This window comes from Flavobacterium sp. (assembly GCF_050696275.1).
In the GTDB taxonomy this organism is placed as follows: Bacteria; Bacteroidota; Bacteroidia; order Flavobacteriales; family Flavobacteriaceae; genus Flavobacterium.
On sequence record NZ_JBOGUT010000001.1, the window covers coordinates 32670 to 48747 of the forward strand.

The 16078-nt window shown below is 34.3% G+C and carries 16 protein-coding genes and 1 tRNA gene; 9 read left to right on the forward strand and 8 right to left on the reverse strand.

The features are described 5' to 3' along the window. Positions 1 to 10: 10 nt before the first annotated feature. A complete protein-coding gene (locus ACRDEC_RS00180; protein WP_431496310.1) occupies positions 11 to 1852 on the reverse strand; it encodes a hypothetical protein in 1842 nt (613 codons plus the stop codon). A 231-nt stretch (positions 1853 to 2083) separates the two neighbouring features. After that, a tRNA-Pro gene (locus ACRDEC_RS00185) sits at positions 2084 to 2158 on the reverse strand. Positions 2159 to 2559: 401 nt separating this feature from the next. Here ACRDEC_RS00185 and ACRDEC_RS00190 point away from each other — a divergent pair. Next, a complete protein-coding gene (locus ACRDEC_RS00190) occupies positions 2560 to 2898 on the forward strand; it encodes a hypothetical protein (protein ID WP_431496311.1) in 339 nt (112 codons plus the stop codon). 205 nt (positions 2899 to 3103) lie between these two features. After that, a complete protein-coding gene (trxB, locus tag ACRDEC_RS00195; protein ID WP_431496312.1) occupies positions 3104 to 4054 on the forward strand; it encodes a thioredoxin-disulfide reductase in 951 nt (316 codons plus the stop codon). Between the two features lie 160 nt (positions 4055 to 4214). Here trxB and ACRDEC_RS00200 read toward each other — a convergent pair whose 3' ends face one another. The 6 genes from ACRDEC_RS00200 to ACRDEC_RS00225 form a co-directional block, all read right to left on the reverse strand. After that, positions 4215 to 5048 (reverse strand): GIN domain-containing protein, encoded by an 834-nt coding sequence (locus tag ACRDEC_RS00200; protein WP_431496313.1) that lies wholly within the window; start codon positions 5046 to 5048, stop codon positions 4215 to 4217. A gap of 77 nt (positions 5049 to 5125) precedes the next feature. Continuing rightward, the gene (locus tag ACRDEC_RS00205; RefSeq protein ID WP_431496314.1) at positions 5126 to 5854 is read right to left on the reverse strand and encodes a head GIN domain-containing protein; all 729 of its coding nucleotides are present in this window, start codon (positions 5852 to 5854) and stop codon (positions 5126 to 5128) included. 32 nt (positions 5855 to 5886) lie between these two features. Continuing rightward, positions 5887 to 6963 (reverse strand): M23 family metallopeptidase, encoded by a 1077-nt coding sequence (locus tag ACRDEC_RS00210; protein ID WP_431496315.1) that lies wholly within the window; start codon positions 6961 to 6963, stop codon positions 5887 to 5889. A gap of 6 nt (positions 6964 to 6969) precedes the next feature. Beyond that, complete coding sequence (locus ACRDEC_RS00215) at positions 6970 to 8667, reverse strand: PspC domain-containing protein (RefSeq protein WP_431496316.1); 1698 nt, start codon at positions 8665 to 8667, stop codon at positions 6970 to 6972. 2 nt (positions 8668 to 8669) lie between these two features. After that, a complete protein-coding gene (locus ACRDEC_RS00220) occupies positions 8670 to 9002 on the reverse strand; it encodes a PadR family transcriptional regulator (RefSeq protein WP_431496317.1) in 333 nt (110 codons plus the stop codon). 73 nt (positions 9003 to 9075) lie between these two features. Beyond that, a complete protein-coding gene (locus tag ACRDEC_RS00225; RefSeq protein WP_431496318.1) occupies positions 9076 to 9528 on the reverse strand; it encodes a DUF4870 domain-containing protein in 453 nt (150 codons plus the stop codon). 188 nt (positions 9529 to 9716) lie between these two features. On the opposite strand from ACRDEC_RS00225, the gene ACRDEC_RS00230 reads away from it, so the two are divergent. The 7 genes from ACRDEC_RS00230 to ACRDEC_RS00260 all read left to right on the forward strand — a co-directional run bounded on the left by ACRDEC_RS00230 (position 9717) and on the right by ACRDEC_RS00260 (position 16067). Continuing rightward, on the forward strand, positions 9717 to 10169 hold the full coding sequence (locus tag ACRDEC_RS00230) for a DUF4442 domain-containing protein (protein WP_431496319.1): 453 nt from the start codon (positions 9717 to 9719) through the stop codon (positions 10167 to 10169). A gap of 88 nt (positions 10170 to 10257) precedes the next feature. Further along, positions 10258 to 11166, forward strand: a complete 909-nt coding sequence (locus tag ACRDEC_RS00235; protein ID WP_431496320.1) for a TIGR01777 family oxidoreductase — start codon at positions 10258 to 10260, stop codon at positions 11164 to 11166. 192 nt (positions 11167 to 11358) lie between these two features. Then, positions 11359 to 11931: a nucleotide exchange factor GrpE gene (locus ACRDEC_RS00240; RefSeq protein WP_431496321.1), complete on the forward strand. Its 573-nt coding sequence runs from the start codon at positions 11359 to 11361 to the stop codon at positions 11929 to 11931. A gap of 42 nt (positions 11932 to 11973) precedes the next feature. Continuing rightward, positions 11974 to 13089: a molecular chaperone DnaJ gene (dnaJ, locus tag ACRDEC_RS00245; protein ID WP_431496322.1), complete on the forward strand. Its 1116-nt coding sequence runs from the start codon at positions 11974 to 11976 to the stop codon at positions 13087 to 13089. A 111-nt stretch (positions 13090 to 13200) separates the two neighbouring features. Beyond that, the gene (locus ACRDEC_RS00250) at positions 13201 to 13695 is read left to right on the forward strand and encodes a hypothetical protein (RefSeq protein ID WP_431496323.1); all 495 of its coding nucleotides are present in this window, start codon (positions 13201 to 13203) and stop codon (positions 13693 to 13695) included. A 68-nt stretch (positions 13696 to 13763) separates the two neighbouring features. Next, on the forward strand, positions 13764 to 14681 hold the full coding sequence (locus ACRDEC_RS00255) for an ABC transporter ATP-binding protein (protein WP_431496324.1): 918 nt from the start codon (positions 13764 to 13766) through the stop codon (positions 14679 to 14681). Between the two features lie 81 nt (positions 14682 to 14762). Beyond that, positions 14763 to 16067 carry an ABC transporter permease gene (locus tag ACRDEC_RS00260; protein WP_431496325.1) on the forward strand — a complete coding sequence of 435 codons (1305 nt, stop codon included), beginning with the start codon at positions 14763 to 14765 and terminating at the stop codon, positions 16065 to 16067. The last annotated feature ends 11 nt before the right edge of the window (positions 16068 to 16078 follow it).

The window sequence follows — 16078 nt, forward strand, 5'->3', positions numbered from 1 at the left end:
ATGCTGTTTTTTATTGATAGGGAACAATGTATGGCTTTGAAAGATCGAAATCCTGTAACCCGAAATCATAGGACTTAATAGAATTGGTCTTAAATGTGGATCCGGCATCAACAGGGATGCTTGGGTAATAAGAAAAAGAGAATTGGAAGTTATGAAAAACCAAAAAATCGTTACTTACAATAACGCCTAATCCAAATTGAGAATAAACTTTACTCTTTTTAAAATCAACATTTTCCTGGCCCAGTGTTCCCATTGTGAAGTTTAAAAAAGGATTTAAACGAAATCCAAGGAGTTTCCATGGAGAGTATCCCTGCGTTTGAAAAGTCACCAGCAGTTTTTTTGTTCCAAAAAGGGTTTGACTGCTAAAACCTCTGATTCCGGCATCTCCATTGAAAGTAAGCCTGTCGGAATTACTGTTCAGTCTGTTGTGGCCAATAATAAGTTCCGGTTTGATAAATTGCCTGAATTTCCATCTGCCTGTACCGTTCTCAAACAAATTAGTAAAATAAACCGAACTGAAATTAATAGTGTTCTGCACCGTTTTGGAATGATCAAAATAAGTTCCATATTCAATATTACCGCTTAGATAACCAAATTTGAAATAATCTCCCAGAGCAAATCGTCCGCCTAAGTACAATCGGTAGTCGTTATTCTTTTTCTGATATCCGGTAGTGATATTATACAAAACACCGGAAGCTACATCTTCTACAATATTAAAATTGAAGATGTATTTATCCTGTGTATATTTTCTTGATGACATTCCAATTCCAATCAAATATAGATTTTCACTCGAATAAATGCCCAGACTGTCTTGAAAGTTAAACGGCTTCTCGATGTAATCTTTATTGTAATAGCGGAGGCTTGTAATCAGGTTTGTGGCTCTGTCATCTTCAGTATTACCATCAAATAGCTTGAAAGAATGGCCACCCCAGTAATCCTGCGAATTGGATTTAAAACTTTGTGACTGCAAAATCTGATTGGCATCAAGACTTTTGCTATGATTCAATTGCTGGTCCAGATAGGCCCCGGCTGCCCATCTGGTATACGGAGAGAAAAAAGGTCTTTCTATATTGATAGATTTGGCATAATTCGCATCCAGATCTATAGTGTAACTCATCGTAGATCGGATGAACGTATTCATGATATTGGGTATTGTATAGCTGGTTTTATAACCTTCCTGACTGCTTTTTAAACTTTTTGTATACGAATTGGAAAATTCATGACCTGTTCCTGCAAAATTTCTGTCGGTCAGGTAAAATGTAGATTTGGAGTTCGAAGCAGAAAAATCGGGAATCAAACTCCAGGAATCCAAAACACGTATGGATACGTCCACTGAATCAGAGCTTTCGGAAACTAATTGAGAGCTAATCTGAACAGCTCTTATATAGCGCTGGCTGCGGATTAACCTTTCAGATTCTTTAACTAACAAGGAATCCAAAGGGGTGTTTCTTTTTATTAACAGCAGATTCTTAATGGCCAGTTTTTTTGTTTTAGTATGCAGAGAATTGCCGGTTTTGTGTATAAAATGCTTTGGTTGTAAAGTGGTATCAATTTCGGAATATCCAAAAGGATCTAAAGTGACAACATTTATTTGTCTGATAATCTTTCCTTCCAATCCGGAATAGTCCTGTCGTTTAATTTTCTGGAATGAATTTTTTTTAATTCTTTGTTTTTCTACAGGTTTAAAAACGAGTTTATGTAAAAATTTGGTAACGCCTCTTTTTTTGGAATATTTTTCAATATTGAGATATACTTTCGATGTGTCTTTTGCTTTGGGAGTAACCTGAGCAGGAGAAATTTGATAACTGCATAGTATCAAAAAGAGAACCAGGAATTTAAGATTTAAAGACATTGCAGTTTAATTTGTCAAAATTACAATTAAAACACCTATTAACCAGTAAAGTACGTAAATTATGAAATTTATATAAATAATGCTAGAAAAGGAAAGATTTCAATTTGGATGTAGGATTCTTACGATGTCAAAGTTGTGAAGATGATTTGCAAAAAGATAGTTATTTAGTTCAAATAAAAAAGCCTGTAAATAAAGATTTACAGGCTTTTGCATAAATTGACAACTTTGTTGTCGGGGTGGCAGGATTCGAACCTGCGGCCTCCTGCTCCCAAAGCAGGCGCGATAACCGGGCTACGCTACACCCCGTAATCGGGTGCAAATATAAGTTTTAATTTTTCTTTTCAAAAGGAATTTTAAAAATAAATAGCATTTATTTAATGATTTTGGAAGGCTTCTATTTTTAATCGCTGAGCGTCTGGACTTTACATTTTGATTTAACCTTTTTTATACTGTCACTTTTGAAGTAGTATCTGGGTTTTCTGTTTCAGATTCTTTTTTCATATTTTCTATTTAATTGACTGATAATCAGAATGCGTAGTTTTACGCGGTTTTAAAATAGGTAAATATACTCTTACAAAATATAATTTTATGAGATAAATTAGCAATGTTGTAAAAGACGGTCTTAATAACACAATTACTAATCAAAAAAACAGGTCGTATCCGAAAAACCTTTACTAAACGAGTAGGAAACCAAAAAATTTAATATTATGTCACAATCAACATTCACTTGGAATTTAGAGGCTTATGAGTCTCGCGGTAATTTATGGCTACGATGGAGCACAAATTCACCTTTCAGAGCCCAACAAGGGCAGATTCATGTATACAAAGGAGGTTTTCCTTCTGATCCTACAAAAGATACTGCTTCTTGGTCATGGGATAACGAGAATAATGCTAACTGGGATTCAGGTCAAAAATGGGGAACAGGCTGGAACTGTGCATATATCGCAGAAGCTAGCCCGAATGGTCCTTATAGATATTTCATTCAATTGACCACAACCAGTGCTATGGGACCAAATGTTTTAAAAGCAGATGTAGTTACTGCTTAATCCGATCACGATTCACTGTAATCAATAGTAGGAGACCGTCGTTTGGCGGTCTCTTTTTTGTCTATATTCTTTACATTTCTCTGTTTGATCTATTCGAATTTGTCAAATAAATAAAATTTATTTCAGCATAGTTATTTAGGATTTATTAAGCTGTGAATTTTTTATAATAAAGTTTACATTTGCAACTCAAAAAATAATTACTGCTATGTCTGATACAATCGAAAAAATTAAATGCCTTATTATAGGTTCTGGCCCTGCGGGTTATACTGCAGCAATTTATGCAGCCAGAGCTAATATGAATCCTGTTTTGTACCAAGGAACACAACCGGGAGGACAATTGACAACCACAAACGAAGTAGAAAATTTCCCAGGCTATCCTGATGGTGTTACCGGACCGGAAATGATGGTGCAATTACAGGAGCAAGCCAAGCGTTTCGGGACTGATATTCGTGATGGCTGGGCAACCAAAGTTGATTTTTCAGGAGATATTCATAAAGTATGGATTAATGATACGATCGAATTGCACTGTGAAACTGTAATTATTTCTACAGGAGCTTCGGCTAAGTATTTAGGATTGCCATCGGAACAGCATTATCTTCAAATGGGAGGTGGTGTTTCTGCCTGCGCAATTTGTGATGGGTTTTTCTACAGAAACCAAGAGGTAGTAATCGTTGGAGCAGGAGATAGTGCCTGTGAAGAAGCACATTATTTATCTAAAATGTGTAAAAAAGTGACTATGTTAGTACGTAGCGAACAGTTTAGAGCTTCAAAAATTATGGAAGAACGTGTCCGTAGAACAGAAAATATCGAAATCTTAATGCATACTGATACAGTTGAAGTATTGGGTGACGGACAGGTTGTTACCGGGGTTAAAGCCTTAGACAAATCGACTCAGGAAATTATAGAGATTCCGGCTACAGGTTTCTTTGTTGCTATTGGGCATAACCCAAATACAGCGATCTTTAAAGATTACATCACACTCGATGAAGTGGGTTATATCATAAATACGCCAGGGTCTTCAAAAACGAATGTTCCGGGTGTGTTTGTTTCCGGTGATGCTGCAGATCATGTGTACAGACAGGCTATTACAGCTGCGGGTACAGGATGTATGGCTGCTTTGGATGCCGAAAGGTATTTGGCTGCCAAAGAACATTAATCGGAAGGTTAAAATATAAAAAATCCATCTTGTTTTACAGGATGGATTTTTTATTTGGTTACTACTGTTCCGAATTGGCAGAAGCAAAGTAGCTTATGCAAAAAGCAAAGTAGCTTATGTAAGAAGTAAAGTCACTTATCCAAAAAGAAAAACGGCTGTATTATTTTGATTTTTTATACAGTACGGCATCGTCACCAAATTTTTTCAATTCGATTTTCGGTTCACCATAAATGTATATTTCGGATTTGCCTAAAGCTGTAATCGACAAACTCCCGTTCGTGTTCACACTGCAGTCTGTATAGCCTTCGGTGGTAAGATTAAGTATTTTTGAAGTAAGGTTTTTGCCGGTATATTTTGCGTTATTGTCCAAACGGAGTTTCATCTCATTGATATCTCCTTCAATTACTGCAACTGATTTCTGATACATGTCAAATTTTAATTTATTGGAAGAAATCAATGCTTTTATTTCTGCATTTTTGCTCATTTCCACAAAAGAATCCTGACCTTTTAAATTCAATTCTATTTTTGATTTATCGTTTGCTAATAAAGTGAAATTCGGTGAATTTACATTCGCATATGTTTTCGAATAATCATAGGTTTTGATGGTGATATTATTCAGCACCATCTCTGAAATTAAGTTTAATTTGGACTCGTGTTTTACTACAATTAATTTTAAACTGTCTGTATACGTAATCCTAACCTCCAGTTTTTTGAATCCGGAAACATCTTTGTTTGTATTTAAACGAAGCACTGAGCCATAAACTTTATAATCGATTGCCGCATGTAAATTGTCATCGGTTTCAACTTCAATGGCGCTTTTATTCCCTTTTGTTAAAAAGACTTCTAAATTATCTTCAATTTCAATTTGGTCAAATAACCCAACATCATGTTTTTCAGCAGTTACGATTTTTGAACCTTTCACTTTTTCCTTTTTTTGAGCAATGGCAAAATGGGAACATAAAATGACAATAAAAAGTAGTATAATTTTTTTCATCTTTGGGGTGTTTGTTTTACAAATATAAAAAAATCATCTACTTGTGATAGATGATTTTTATTATTTAAAAGTTTTTTTTACTTCAGACTTACATCGCCAGCAGAATTTTTCTCAATAACTAATTTTTTTGGTGCTTTTTCATATTCAATTGAACTGCCACTTGACGCATGTGCTTTTAATGAAACTATCGGGTTTACTATTGAGTTGCTTCCGCTCGAACTTTGAGAAGTAATGTCATTTGCCAATAATCTTCCGGCATCAATAGTACTTCCGCTGGATGAAGCCGTAGATACTGTAAGTGCTTTTCCGCCTACAATCAGAGTGCTTCCGCTGGATGATTCCAAAGTGATTTTGTCTGCTTCAACACCTGCTTCTAATTCACTTCCACTACTGGCTTTCAGACTTATATCTTCTCCTTTTAAGGTGTTTTTTGTAATTAAATTACATCCGCTTCCTGTTTCAAGTCCTAAAATTTTAGGCAATTGCACTTTGATTTTTTTTGAAGCAACGTTGTGGTAATTGTTATAAATTGATGTGATTTTTAAAGTCCCGTTTTCAACTGTCGTGATAATTCCGTTTTGCAGGTTATCGTCAGCTTCAACAATTACTTCGGTTTTATCGCCTTGCGTTACTTCGCAATCCAAACCGTCACTTACTTCGACTCTGGTGAAATCTTTTACTTTTCTTTCTTCAGAAATTACTTTTCCGCTTCCTGTGATTTTCTCTCCTGAATTAATATCATACCTACATGAATTAAATAATAGAGCAATGCACACGGCTACTACTAGTCTGACTAAGTGAGTCATAAATTTTATCATAATCATGGTTTTGTGTTTGTTTATTTTGATTGAATAATATCTCCTGTATTTACTGTTCCCTTTTTTACTTCCTGCTTTACTGACCCTAAAATTAAGGAATAATTTGAGAAATAAGAAGGGATTCCTTCTGCTTTGTGATTAATGCTATTTCGAATTTCGAAATGCAGGTGTGGAAAAAATGAACTGCCTGATGTGCCTATTAAACCTATTAGCTGTCCTTTTTTTATTTTATCCCCAATTTTAAAGTGAGTCGAGCTTTGGTTTTTTAAATGGCCATACATACTGTACACTTCATTTCCGTGTTTAATTACTACATAATTCCCATACAAGGCTAACGGATTGTCTTTTAGAGACGGAACATCGAATGTTTTGTTGTCTTTCTGATTGGTTTCTATAGCTATAATTTCCCCATCGGATACGGCTACTACTTCGTTAGAAAAACCAAACCATTCTGTGTTATCTTCTCCTTTATTCGAAAATTGCTTGTTTTCTGAATTCAATACCACAAAATCATAAGCATATCGCATAAAATTCCCTGAAAAACCTAATTCACTAATAAAAGGGAATTCATAGTTAAACCGACGGTGATGCGAATTGAAATCATGACCGTCATAAACTAAAAACTTCTTTTTAAGCGGTAAGATAAAATCTTGATTTTGAATATATTCTTTTGGAATTATTGTTTCTTTTATTTCAATTTTGTCATTAAAAGTAAACGTATATTCCAATTTGTCAGTCACAGAATTTATTTCCGGAAAAGGATTGAACAGCAAGCTTTTCGAAACACCATTCCATTGATTTTCAGGAATGGTGTTTATGCTTGGAGCCGTACCGTTATTGTCTAAGAACTTCTGTTGTAACAAGATGTTGTTTTTATCCAGAAGACGTACTTCTAAACGAGTTAATCGTAATGTGTCTGCCGAATTATTTTGAATAATAAAATCGAAATTCAAACTGTATTGGTTTCCTGTTTTTTCCTTTATCGGCTGCTCCGGTTTATGCTCAATTTTAATACCGGTTTGGGCTGAAACGGTGAGGCTGATTAAAACAGCTATTCCACATAGAAGGTTTTTGGTTGTTGTTAGTCTGGATTTCATCTTTAATTATTTGGTCTTAATGATAATACCGTCTTTGTTAATTTTTAATTCTTTGATGTCTTTTGTGTCTGATATCACGGTATCATTTTCAATTTTTACACCGTCTTCGTCAATAATAACAGTTGTATTTTCGTCACCGTCATACTCCTCATCTGCAGGACAATTCAAACATTCAACTCTTTCATTTCCTACTTTGTAAGCATAGTTTTTGTCATGTGAGATGAAGTAATCCCCGTCTGTATCATCGTAACGAGATACTGTGCTGTCCGGTTTCAATAAAGTTCCTTTTGGAAGGTATAAGTATATCGCTACTTCTTGTCCGCGGTATTTGCTTTTCACATCAGCTAATAAATAATTGTCAAGAATCAATTGGTTGCCTTCAATTTTGAATCCGTAGCTTATTTTTTGAGCTCTTTGTTTTGCTTCACCAAAACTTTTACCATTAGCACTTTTTTCGATTTGGATGAATGGCAGTTTTTCTTCCGTTGGCATCAATTCGATACTCACATTGTTAGAGTAAATCAAATTATTGTTGGCTGAATCCTGAACAAATTTGAAGTCTTCACGATTGTGGATTGATTTTGTGTAATAATCATTGTATCTGAATTTTACAAAAAGCGTATCATTTGCAGCTAGATTGATCACTTGTTTTTCAACAACTTTATTTTCAAAAGCAATTTCAGTAGCCTGACGAACACCTAAAAAGATAAGTACAGCAACAGATATGATCCAAACTGCCAATAAAGTATATTTTGCTACATTTCCAATCGATTTCATGTTTGTTACCAATATTTTCAATCCTAAGATTAAAAGGAAAAATACTGGAACTCCTATGGCAAAAAAGAACAATAAGCTAATGAACCACATTGAAGTGTTAGTGTAATTAAAAGTATTGAAATAATCCAGCCAAGGCACATTCATAAACGATGTTGAACCCACTGTAAATAAACTTACCAATAACGAAATGATACCTATTGAAGCGAACAATACCATAATTGCGCCAATGAATTTCGCAAATACATTAAAGATAGCTATGAAAATATCACCTAAAGTGTTACCAATTTTTTCGGCTCCGTATTTTGCCTGGCTTCCAAATTTGCTGTAATCTGCATTTTTGAATTTGTCGGATACATTCTCAAATTCTTCCTTTACTTTTTTCTCGATATTTGAAATGTTAATAGGTTCTCCTCTCATTTCCAGTTTTTCAGAGGTTGTTACAGCCTCCGGAGTTACAGCCCATAAAACAATATAAGCGATTATTCCTGTTCCGAATCCGGCAACAACCAATAGTACCAATAGGATTCGTATCCAAACTTTATCAATTCCGAAATAATAACCTAAACCTGATGCTACGCCCCCTAAGATACCGCCATCTCTGTCACGATATAATTTTTTGGATCTGTTTGCTGCGTAAGTGTAACTTTCCGGATTTGGTTCATTGTCTTCAATTTTATAATCTTCAGGCTGACCCATAACGGCAATTACATCATCAATATCTTTAATACCAAGAACTTGTTTGTCATTAGTTAATTTTTCAGAAAAAAGCTCTGAAACTCTGCTTTCAATGTCGTTCATGATTTCCTCACGACCTTCATTTGAAAGTGATCGCTTTATAGCATCAAAATAGCGATTTAATTTCTGATAGGCGTCTTCATCAATGTGAAAGAAAAAACCTCCTAAATTCATATTTACTGTTTTGTTCATGGCTATTTGTTTTGTATGGTTATTATGTTTACCGCATCTGATAATTCTTTCCAGGTGCTATTTAATTCGGTTAAAAAATTTTGTCCTTCATCAGTTAATCCGTAATATTTTCTAGGTGGCCCTGATGTTGATTCTTCCCAACGATAATTGAGCAGACCGTCATTTTTAAGTCTTGTAAGTAAAGGATATACTGTTCCTTCTACTACGAGTAGCTTTGCGTTTTTCAGTGTGTCCAGAATTTCAGAAGTGTAAGCATCTCTTTCTTTTAATACCGATAAGATGCAAAATTCTAAAACTCCTTTTCTCATCTGAGCTTTTGTGTTCTCAATGTTCATAGAATTTCTTTTTTTGTGATTAAACTGTTCATTTTTTGATTGATGATTGATGATTGTGATTGATGATTAAAACTTATTTTAAAAAATTGATGGCTAAAGGATACGTGTATTTTTCACCGTTATTGCTTTTCACAGCGGCATAAATAACTAAGAAAAATTCAACCGTTTTTAAGACACATAAAACAAATAAGGCAGTCAGACCGATAACCAATATTCCGGTTACATTTCCTGTTGAAAACTGCTCGAATGGAAAATCACCATTTTCAAATTGCTCAAAGGTTACATTTTTCAACACAGTATACAATAATGTAGGAATAGCGATAAAAGCTAAAACGATTGTGTATAAAAGCATACTTAATTGAAAATTCAAAGTTTGTTTTCCGTTATAGTCCACAAATTCTGATTGGTCTTTTTTTAAGGACCATATTAAAATTGGGAACAGGTAATTTCCAAATGGAAAGAAAAACTGAGTAAGTGTACTTAAGTGAATCAGTGTTGCTGTATTCTTTTCTTGTGTAGTTGTCATAATTTTATTTTTGATGATTGATTTGATTTTTAATAATACTATTGATAAACTATTAATTTCTTATACAAAGATAAGTCTAAAAAAAGGTATTATGCAAAACAAAGTACTGTATTTTAACATTTATTTAACATGAAAAAATAGTAGGCACGCATAGTATTTTTTTGTAGCTTAGCAGAAAATCAAGCATTATGGAGTTTTCACCGTCAAAATTAAATACCTTTTTGTTTTTCAAATTACCATCTGCATTTTGGAATGGAGTTCGTGTAAAACAGATTTCCAATGAAGAATGTGTTGTTACAGTAAAGCATCGTTGGATAAACCAGAATCCGTTCAACTCAATGTATTTTGCTGTTCAGGCTATGGCAGCAGAGCTCACGACAGGAGCCTTAGTTATGATGCATATTAAGAAAAGCGGAAAGAAAATATCCATGCTCGTTGCTAATAATAAAGGTAACTATTCTAAAAAAGCAACAGGTAGAATAACATTTACCTGTAAAGACGGACATTTAATTGAGGAAGCTATTCAAAAAACAGTTGCTACAGGTGAAGGTCAGACTTTCTGGATGAAATCTATAGGAATCGATGAAAAAGGAGATCAGGTTTCTGAAATGGATTTTGAATGGAGTGTAAGAGCTAAGTAATAATAACCCGTTACTTAAAAGTTAAACTCAATACAATTAGTACTTTTTTAAGATTTTTCTTTCGTAAATTTGAGTAAAATCAAATGATATGAAAGTTTTAATTACAGGAGCAACAGGATTAGTGGGTACAGCGCTCACCGAACTTCTGTTGCAAAATGGGATTAAGATTAATTACTTGACAACTTCAAAAAATAAAATCCAGTATCAGCCGAATTTTCAAGGTTTTTTTTGGGATCCTGAGTCTGGAATTATCGATGAGAGCTGTTTGTTGGGAGTTAGTGCCATATTCAATCTTGCGGGCTCTTCTATAGCAAAACGCTGGACTTCACAAAATAAACAGGAGATTGTAGAAAGCCGTATTTTATCTGCAAATCTGCTTTTTACAACTTTAAAAAACAATCCGCATCAGGTAAAACAAATCATTTCGGCATCTGCTATTGGGATTTACCCGGATAGTCTTCAAAATTATTATACTGAGGATTTTACAAATTTCAACGATTCATTTCTTTCAAATGTGGTTGTGAAGTGGGAAGATGCGGTAAATCAATTTGAACGTCTGCATGTTAAAGTCTGTAAATTACGTATTGGGTTGGTGTTGTCTGAAAAAGGAGGTGCGTTGCCAAAAATGGTCAAACCTATAAATCTAGGCATTGGTTCTCCTTTCGGTACAGGGCATCAAATGCAGTCGTGGATACATATTCATGATTTGGCCAGTATGTTTTTGTTTGCTTTGCAAAATAAGTTGAGCGGTACTTATAATGCTGTTGCGCCTAATCCGGTGTCAAACAAAGAATTATCTGCCGTAATTGCGGATGTCTTAGACAAACCTTTCTTTCTGCCCGGTATTCCAAAAATAACTTTAAAATTGGTTTTAGGAGAAATGCATACGTTACTTTATGAAAGTCAGAATGTAAGCTCTCAAAAAATTACCAATCTTGGATTTTCTTTTCAATACAAATCTATTCACAATGCGCTGGAACAACTGTTAGTAAAATGAAAAAAAGCGCTGGAATAGCGCTTTTTAGGTATTGTGAATTAATAATCGTATATAATAAATAATAAGTAACTGAAGTTTCTATTCCAAATTTACGTAAAATTTGGCAATGTCATCTTAAAATTATATTAAATTTATTTAATGACAATTTGGCATTTGTATCATATTTGGCAGTACTTTTGCAATCCCAAGGTAATGTTTCAAAATATATTTAAAAATAAATCAAAAATGACTACGGAGAATACTGAAATAGATAAAGAATTGGATGAAATTACATTAGAAGAAAATGCTAATGGTGAGCAACTAATTGTAGAAGAATTAAGTATTGATGAGCAAATGGCAAAAGATTTGGCTCACGAAAAAGATAAATTTTTACGTCTTTTTGCTGAATTTGAAAATTATAAAAAGCGAACTACAAAAGAACGCTTAGATCTTTTTAAGACTGCCAATCAGGAAGTTTTACAAGCCATGTTGCCAGTTATGGATGATTTTGACAGAGCTTTGGCAGAAATTTCAAAATCAGAAGATGAAAATTTGATTAAAGGAGTTGAATTGATTCACAACAAACTTAAAGATACTTTGTTTTCAAAAGGATTGGAAGTTGTTGAAATCAAGTCTGGCGATGCTTTTGATGCCGATTTTGCTGAAGCTATTACACAAATCCCTGCTGGTGATAAATTAAAAGGGAAAGTGGTTGATGTAATCGAAAAAGGATACAAATTAGGAGATAAGATTATTCGTTTTCCTAAGGTTGTTATTGGTAATTAAACATAAAATTGTCACCCTGAGTAAAATCGAGGGGCTTTAAAAATGAAAAAAGATTTTTACGAAATATTAGGCATTGCTAAAAATGCTTCGGAAGCCGAGATTAAAAAGGCGTACCGAAAGAGAGCTATTGAGTTTCACCCTGACAAAAATCCGGGAGATAAAGCTGCTGAAGAGAAATTTAAGGAGGCAGCCGAAGCTTATGAAGTATTAAGCGATCCACAGAAAAAAGCCAAATACGATCAGTACGGTCATCAGGCATTTGACGGAGCCGGAGGTTTTGGAGGAGGTCACATGAATATGGATGATATTTTCAGCCAGTTTGGTGATATCTTCGGAAGCGCATTTGGTGGCGGCGGTTTTGGCGGATTTAGCGGTGGCGGAGGTCAGCGAAGAGTAAAAGGAAGCAACCTGCGTATCAAAGTTAAATTGACTTTGGAAGAAATTGCCAATGGTGTTGAGAAAAAAGTTAAAGTGAAACGTAAAATCCAAGCGCCTGGAGTTTCTTATAAAACTTGTTCAACTTGTAACGGTCAAGGTCAGGTTATGCGTGTTACCAATACTATTTTAGGTCGTATGCAAACAGCAACCACTTGTCCAACTTGTGGCGGTTCAGGTCAGTCTATCGATAAAAAACCAAACCATGCTGATGCACAAGGGATGATTTTGGAAGACGAAACTGTATCGATTAAAATTCCAGCTGGAGTAGTAGACGGAATGCAACTGAAAGTTTCTGGAAAAGGAAATGATGCACCAGGAAACGGAATTCCGGGAGATTTAATTGTTGCTATTGAAGAAGTTGAACATGAATTTCTGAAACGTGAAGGTGAAAACCTTCATTATGATCTTTATATAAGTTTTGCAGAAGCTGTTTTAGGGGTTTCAAAAGATATTGAAGCTGTAAACGGTAAAGTCAGAATTAAATTGGAAGAAGGAATTCAGTCGGGTAAAATTCTTCGATTGAAAGGAAAAGGAATACCAAGTTTAAACAGTTATGGAAGCGGAGATTTGTTAGTTCACGTAAATGTCTGGACTCCGAAAAGCCTTAATAAGGAACAAAAGAAATTCTTCGAAAGTAATTTAGAAGATGAAAATTTCGTTCCAAAACCAGAGAAATCAGAAAAATCTTTCTTTGAAAAAGTCAAAGATATGTTTTCATAATTTTTTTTTGAATAGACAGCTATCTATTTATTTTCCCATCCTTTGAAAAAAGGATGGGTTTTTTGTAACGTTTCATATCGGATGGTATCTAATTATAAAAAAAATCTGAAAATGGAATACATAATCAAACCCGTCAATTCTAAAATTTATGTTTTAGAGCAGAATCAAAATGAATTAGGGAGATTTATTTATGACAATGTTTTTTCGTGCAATAAGGCGACAGTTCAAATCACAAACGGACCGGTTTTCAGGATTGAAAATATAAGCGCCTGGAGAAGTGATTTTATTGTAAAAGAAAACGAGAAATCAATTTTTAAATCTAGGTTTGACTGGAATTCAGATATTACATTTTCTACTTTAGAGCAGGAAAATAATAAGGATTATATTTTGAAAGCTAAGGGATTTTGGTCAGATACCCATTCTCTGCTGGATCAGGATAAAAGCGAATTATTAGAAATTAAACCTGCCTACAAGTGGAAAAATTTCAGTTGCGAATACCATATCAAATCGTCGGAAGCATTTCAAACTATAAACCATAAAGAATTACTGTTATTTTCCATTTTGCAAGGGCTAAAAACAAAATTGATGCATGCAGCTTTTTTATGATTTTGTTTGTAGTTATAATTCCTGGACGTTAATAAAAATCATACTTTTACAAAAATCTAATTTCCACAATGAATAATATTCTTGAAGTTAAAAATGTAGTCAAACAATATGGTGATTACACTGCATTAAACAATATTTCACTGCAAGTTCCCAAGGGAAGTATTTATGGGCTTTTAGGTCCAAATGGAGCCGGAAAAACCTCTTTAATAAGAATCATCAATCAAATTACTATGCCGGATAGCGGCGAAATAATTCTTGATGGTGAAAAACTGTCTCCAAATCACGTACAGCACATTGGCTATATGCCTGAAGAACGAGGTTTGTATAAAACCATGAAAGTAGGAGAGCAGGTATTATATCTGGCACAGCTTAAAGGGATGTCGCATGCACATGCTAAAAAACAACTGAAATATTGGTTCGAAAAATTTGAAATTGAAGGCTGGTGGGACAAGAAAATACAAGAGCTTTCAAAGGGGATGGCACAAAAAATCCAGTTTATTGTGACTATTTTGCACGAACCAAAACTGTTAATTCTCGATGAGCCATTCTCAGGGTTTGATCCTGTTAATGCCAATTTGATTAAAGACGAAATCATTGAATTGAATAAAAAAGGAACTTCCATCATTTTTTCGACACACAGAATGGAGAGCGTGGAAGAAATGTGCGATTATATTGCCTTAATTCATAAATCGAATAAATTAATTGAAGGTAAGCTGGATGATGTGAAGCGAGATCACCGTACACACAAATTTCAAGTGGGTATCTTGACTAATAATGTCGAAGGATTAATGTATGATTTAACCCAGAAATTTACTGTTGGCCCAACTGATTTCAAATCATTAAACGATGACTTAAAACTCGAAATCGATTTAGGAACTTCAACATCAAATGAATTACTGAATATCCTTTCCAAAAATGGTCAGGTAACGCATTTTTCCGAAAATATTCCTAGTGTAAACGATATTTTTATTCAAACTGTTAAGTAGTAAATAGGCTTCTGGAATACTGGATTTTCAAGCCTTTCGGAAAGCCTGAAAATTAGTAATCTAACCTCAATAATCTAAGAAATGAGTATGTTATCATTAATTATAAAAAGAGAGTTTATCGCCAAAGTGCGTAATAAATCTTTCATTGTCATGACTTTTTTAAGTCCGTTGTTAATAGTGGGAATGTCCTTTTTTATTGCCTATCTGGCCAATATGAATAAAGGCGAAATCACTAAAATAGCTATCCATGACGAAGTTGGGAGCTTAAAAGCAGATTTCAAGAATACAAAAGAAATTACCTATGTGGATTTATCTGCAATGCCTTTGAAATTAGCAAAGGAAACAGCAAGTAAAAACTACGAAGGATTAATTTATATACCAAAAGTGGCTGATTCGAAAGAATTAATCAATAAAGTAGAATACATTTCAGATGAAAGCCCAAGTATGGAATTTATCATGGACATGGAAGATGTAGTCGACAATCAGTTAACAAAAAATAACTTAACTGCCTTAGGTTTTGATTCGGATAAAATCGAAAAAGCAAAAACGAAAGCAAGCATCCATTTATTGAAATTTTCAGGAGAAAACACTATAAAAGGGATCAATGAAATAAAAATCGCCATTGGAGGTGCTTTTGGTTATTTGATTATGATGTTCATCATTATTTACGGAAACTTTGTAATGCGTAGTGTAATTGAAGAAAAAACGTCCAGAATTATCGAAATCATAATTTCTTCCGTAAAGCCATACCAGCTCATGATGGGTAAAATAATCGGAAATTCATTGGCAGGAATTTTGCAATTTACCATTTGGGCCATTGTTGGAGGAGTATTGCTGTTTACTGCAACATCATTTTTTGGTATGCAGGCTGGAGCGCAGACAAGTGTTGATCCGGCGGTGATGCATGCTGCTCAAGGCGAATTAGGAAACACAATTCAAACTTATATTAAAGAAATTTTCAATCTTCCTTTAGGAACATTAATCAGTTGTTTTGTGATTTATTTCATTGGAGGTTATTTTTTATATAGTTCACTATATGCGGCTATTGGTGCTGCTGTTGATTCGGAAACCGATTCGCAACAATTTTTATTGCCTATCATCATGCCGTTAATGTTAGGAGTTTATGTTGGAATTTTTACGGTGGTTAATGACCCACACGGTACAGTTGCGACAGTTTTTTCCATGATTCCGTTTACGTCACCCATCGTAATGCTGATGCGGATTCCATTCGGTGTGCCATGGTGGCAGTTGGCAATTTCTATTGGGTTGTTATTTGGAACTTTTTTAGGAGTTGTATGGTTCGCTTCCAAAATATACAGGATTGGAATTTTAATGTACGGAAAAAAGCCAACCTGGAAAGAATTATACAAATGGCTTAAATATTAAATAAAGTAATA

Excerpts from the sequence above, each read along its gene's own strand:
- ACRDEC_RS00180 (WP_431496310.1), bottom strand. The coding sequence starts at position 1,852 with ATGTCTTTAAATCTTAAATTCCTGGTTCTCTTTTTGATACTATGCAGT.
- ACRDEC_RS00190 (WP_431496311.1), top strand. The coding sequence starts at position 2,560 with ATGTCACAATCAACATTCACTTGGAATTTAGAGGCTTATGAGTCTCGC.
- trxB (WP_431496312.1), top strand. The coding sequence starts at position 3,104 with ATGTCTGATACAATCGAAAAAATTAAATGCCTTATTATAGGTTCTGGC.
- ACRDEC_RS00200 (WP_431496313.1), bottom strand. The coding sequence starts at position 5,048 with ATGAAAAAAATTATACTACTTTTTATTGTCATTTTATGTTCCCATTTT.
- ACRDEC_RS00205 (WP_431496314.1), bottom strand. The coding sequence starts at position 5,854 with ATGACTCACTTAGTCAGACTAGTAGTAGCCGTGTGCATTGCTCTATTA.
- ACRDEC_RS00210 (WP_431496315.1), bottom strand. The coding sequence starts at position 6,963 with ATGAAATCCAGACTAACAACAACCAAAAACCTTCTATGTGGAATAGCT.
- ACRDEC_RS00215 (WP_431496316.1), bottom strand. The coding sequence starts at position 8,667 with ATGAACAAAACAGTAAATATGAATTTAGGAGGTTTTTTCTTTCACATT.
- ACRDEC_RS00220 (WP_431496317.1), bottom strand. The coding sequence starts at position 9,002 with ATGAACATTGAGAACACAAAAGCTCAGATGAGAAAAGGAGTTTTAGAA.
- ACRDEC_RS00225 (WP_431496318.1), bottom strand. The coding sequence starts at position 9,528 with ATGACAACTACACAAGAAAAGAATACAGCAACACTGATTCACTTAAGT.
- ACRDEC_RS00230 (WP_431496319.1), top strand. The coding sequence starts at position 9,717 with ATGGAGTTTTCACCGTCAAAATTAAATACCTTTTTGTTTTTCAAATTA.
- ACRDEC_RS00235 (WP_431496320.1), top strand. The coding sequence starts at position 10,258 with ATGAAAGTTTTAATTACAGGAGCAACAGGATTAGTGGGTACAGCGCTC.
- ACRDEC_RS00240 (WP_431496321.1), top strand. The coding sequence starts at position 11,359 with ATGTTTCAAAATATATTTAAAAATAAATCAAAAATGACTACGGAGAAT.
- dnaJ (WP_431496322.1), top strand. The coding sequence starts at position 11,974 with ATGAAAAAAGATTTTTACGAAATATTAGGCATTGCTAAAAATGCTTCG.
- ACRDEC_RS00250 (WP_431496323.1), top strand. The coding sequence starts at position 13,201 with ATGGAATACATAATCAAACCCGTCAATTCTAAAATTTATGTTTTAGAG.
- ACRDEC_RS00255 (WP_431496324.1), top strand. The coding sequence starts at position 13,764 with ATGAATAATATTCTTGAAGTTAAAAATGTAGTCAAACAATATGGTGAT.
- ACRDEC_RS00260 (WP_431496325.1), top strand. The coding sequence starts at position 14,763 with ATGAGTATGTTATCATTAATTATAAAAAGAGAGTTTATCGCCAAAGTG.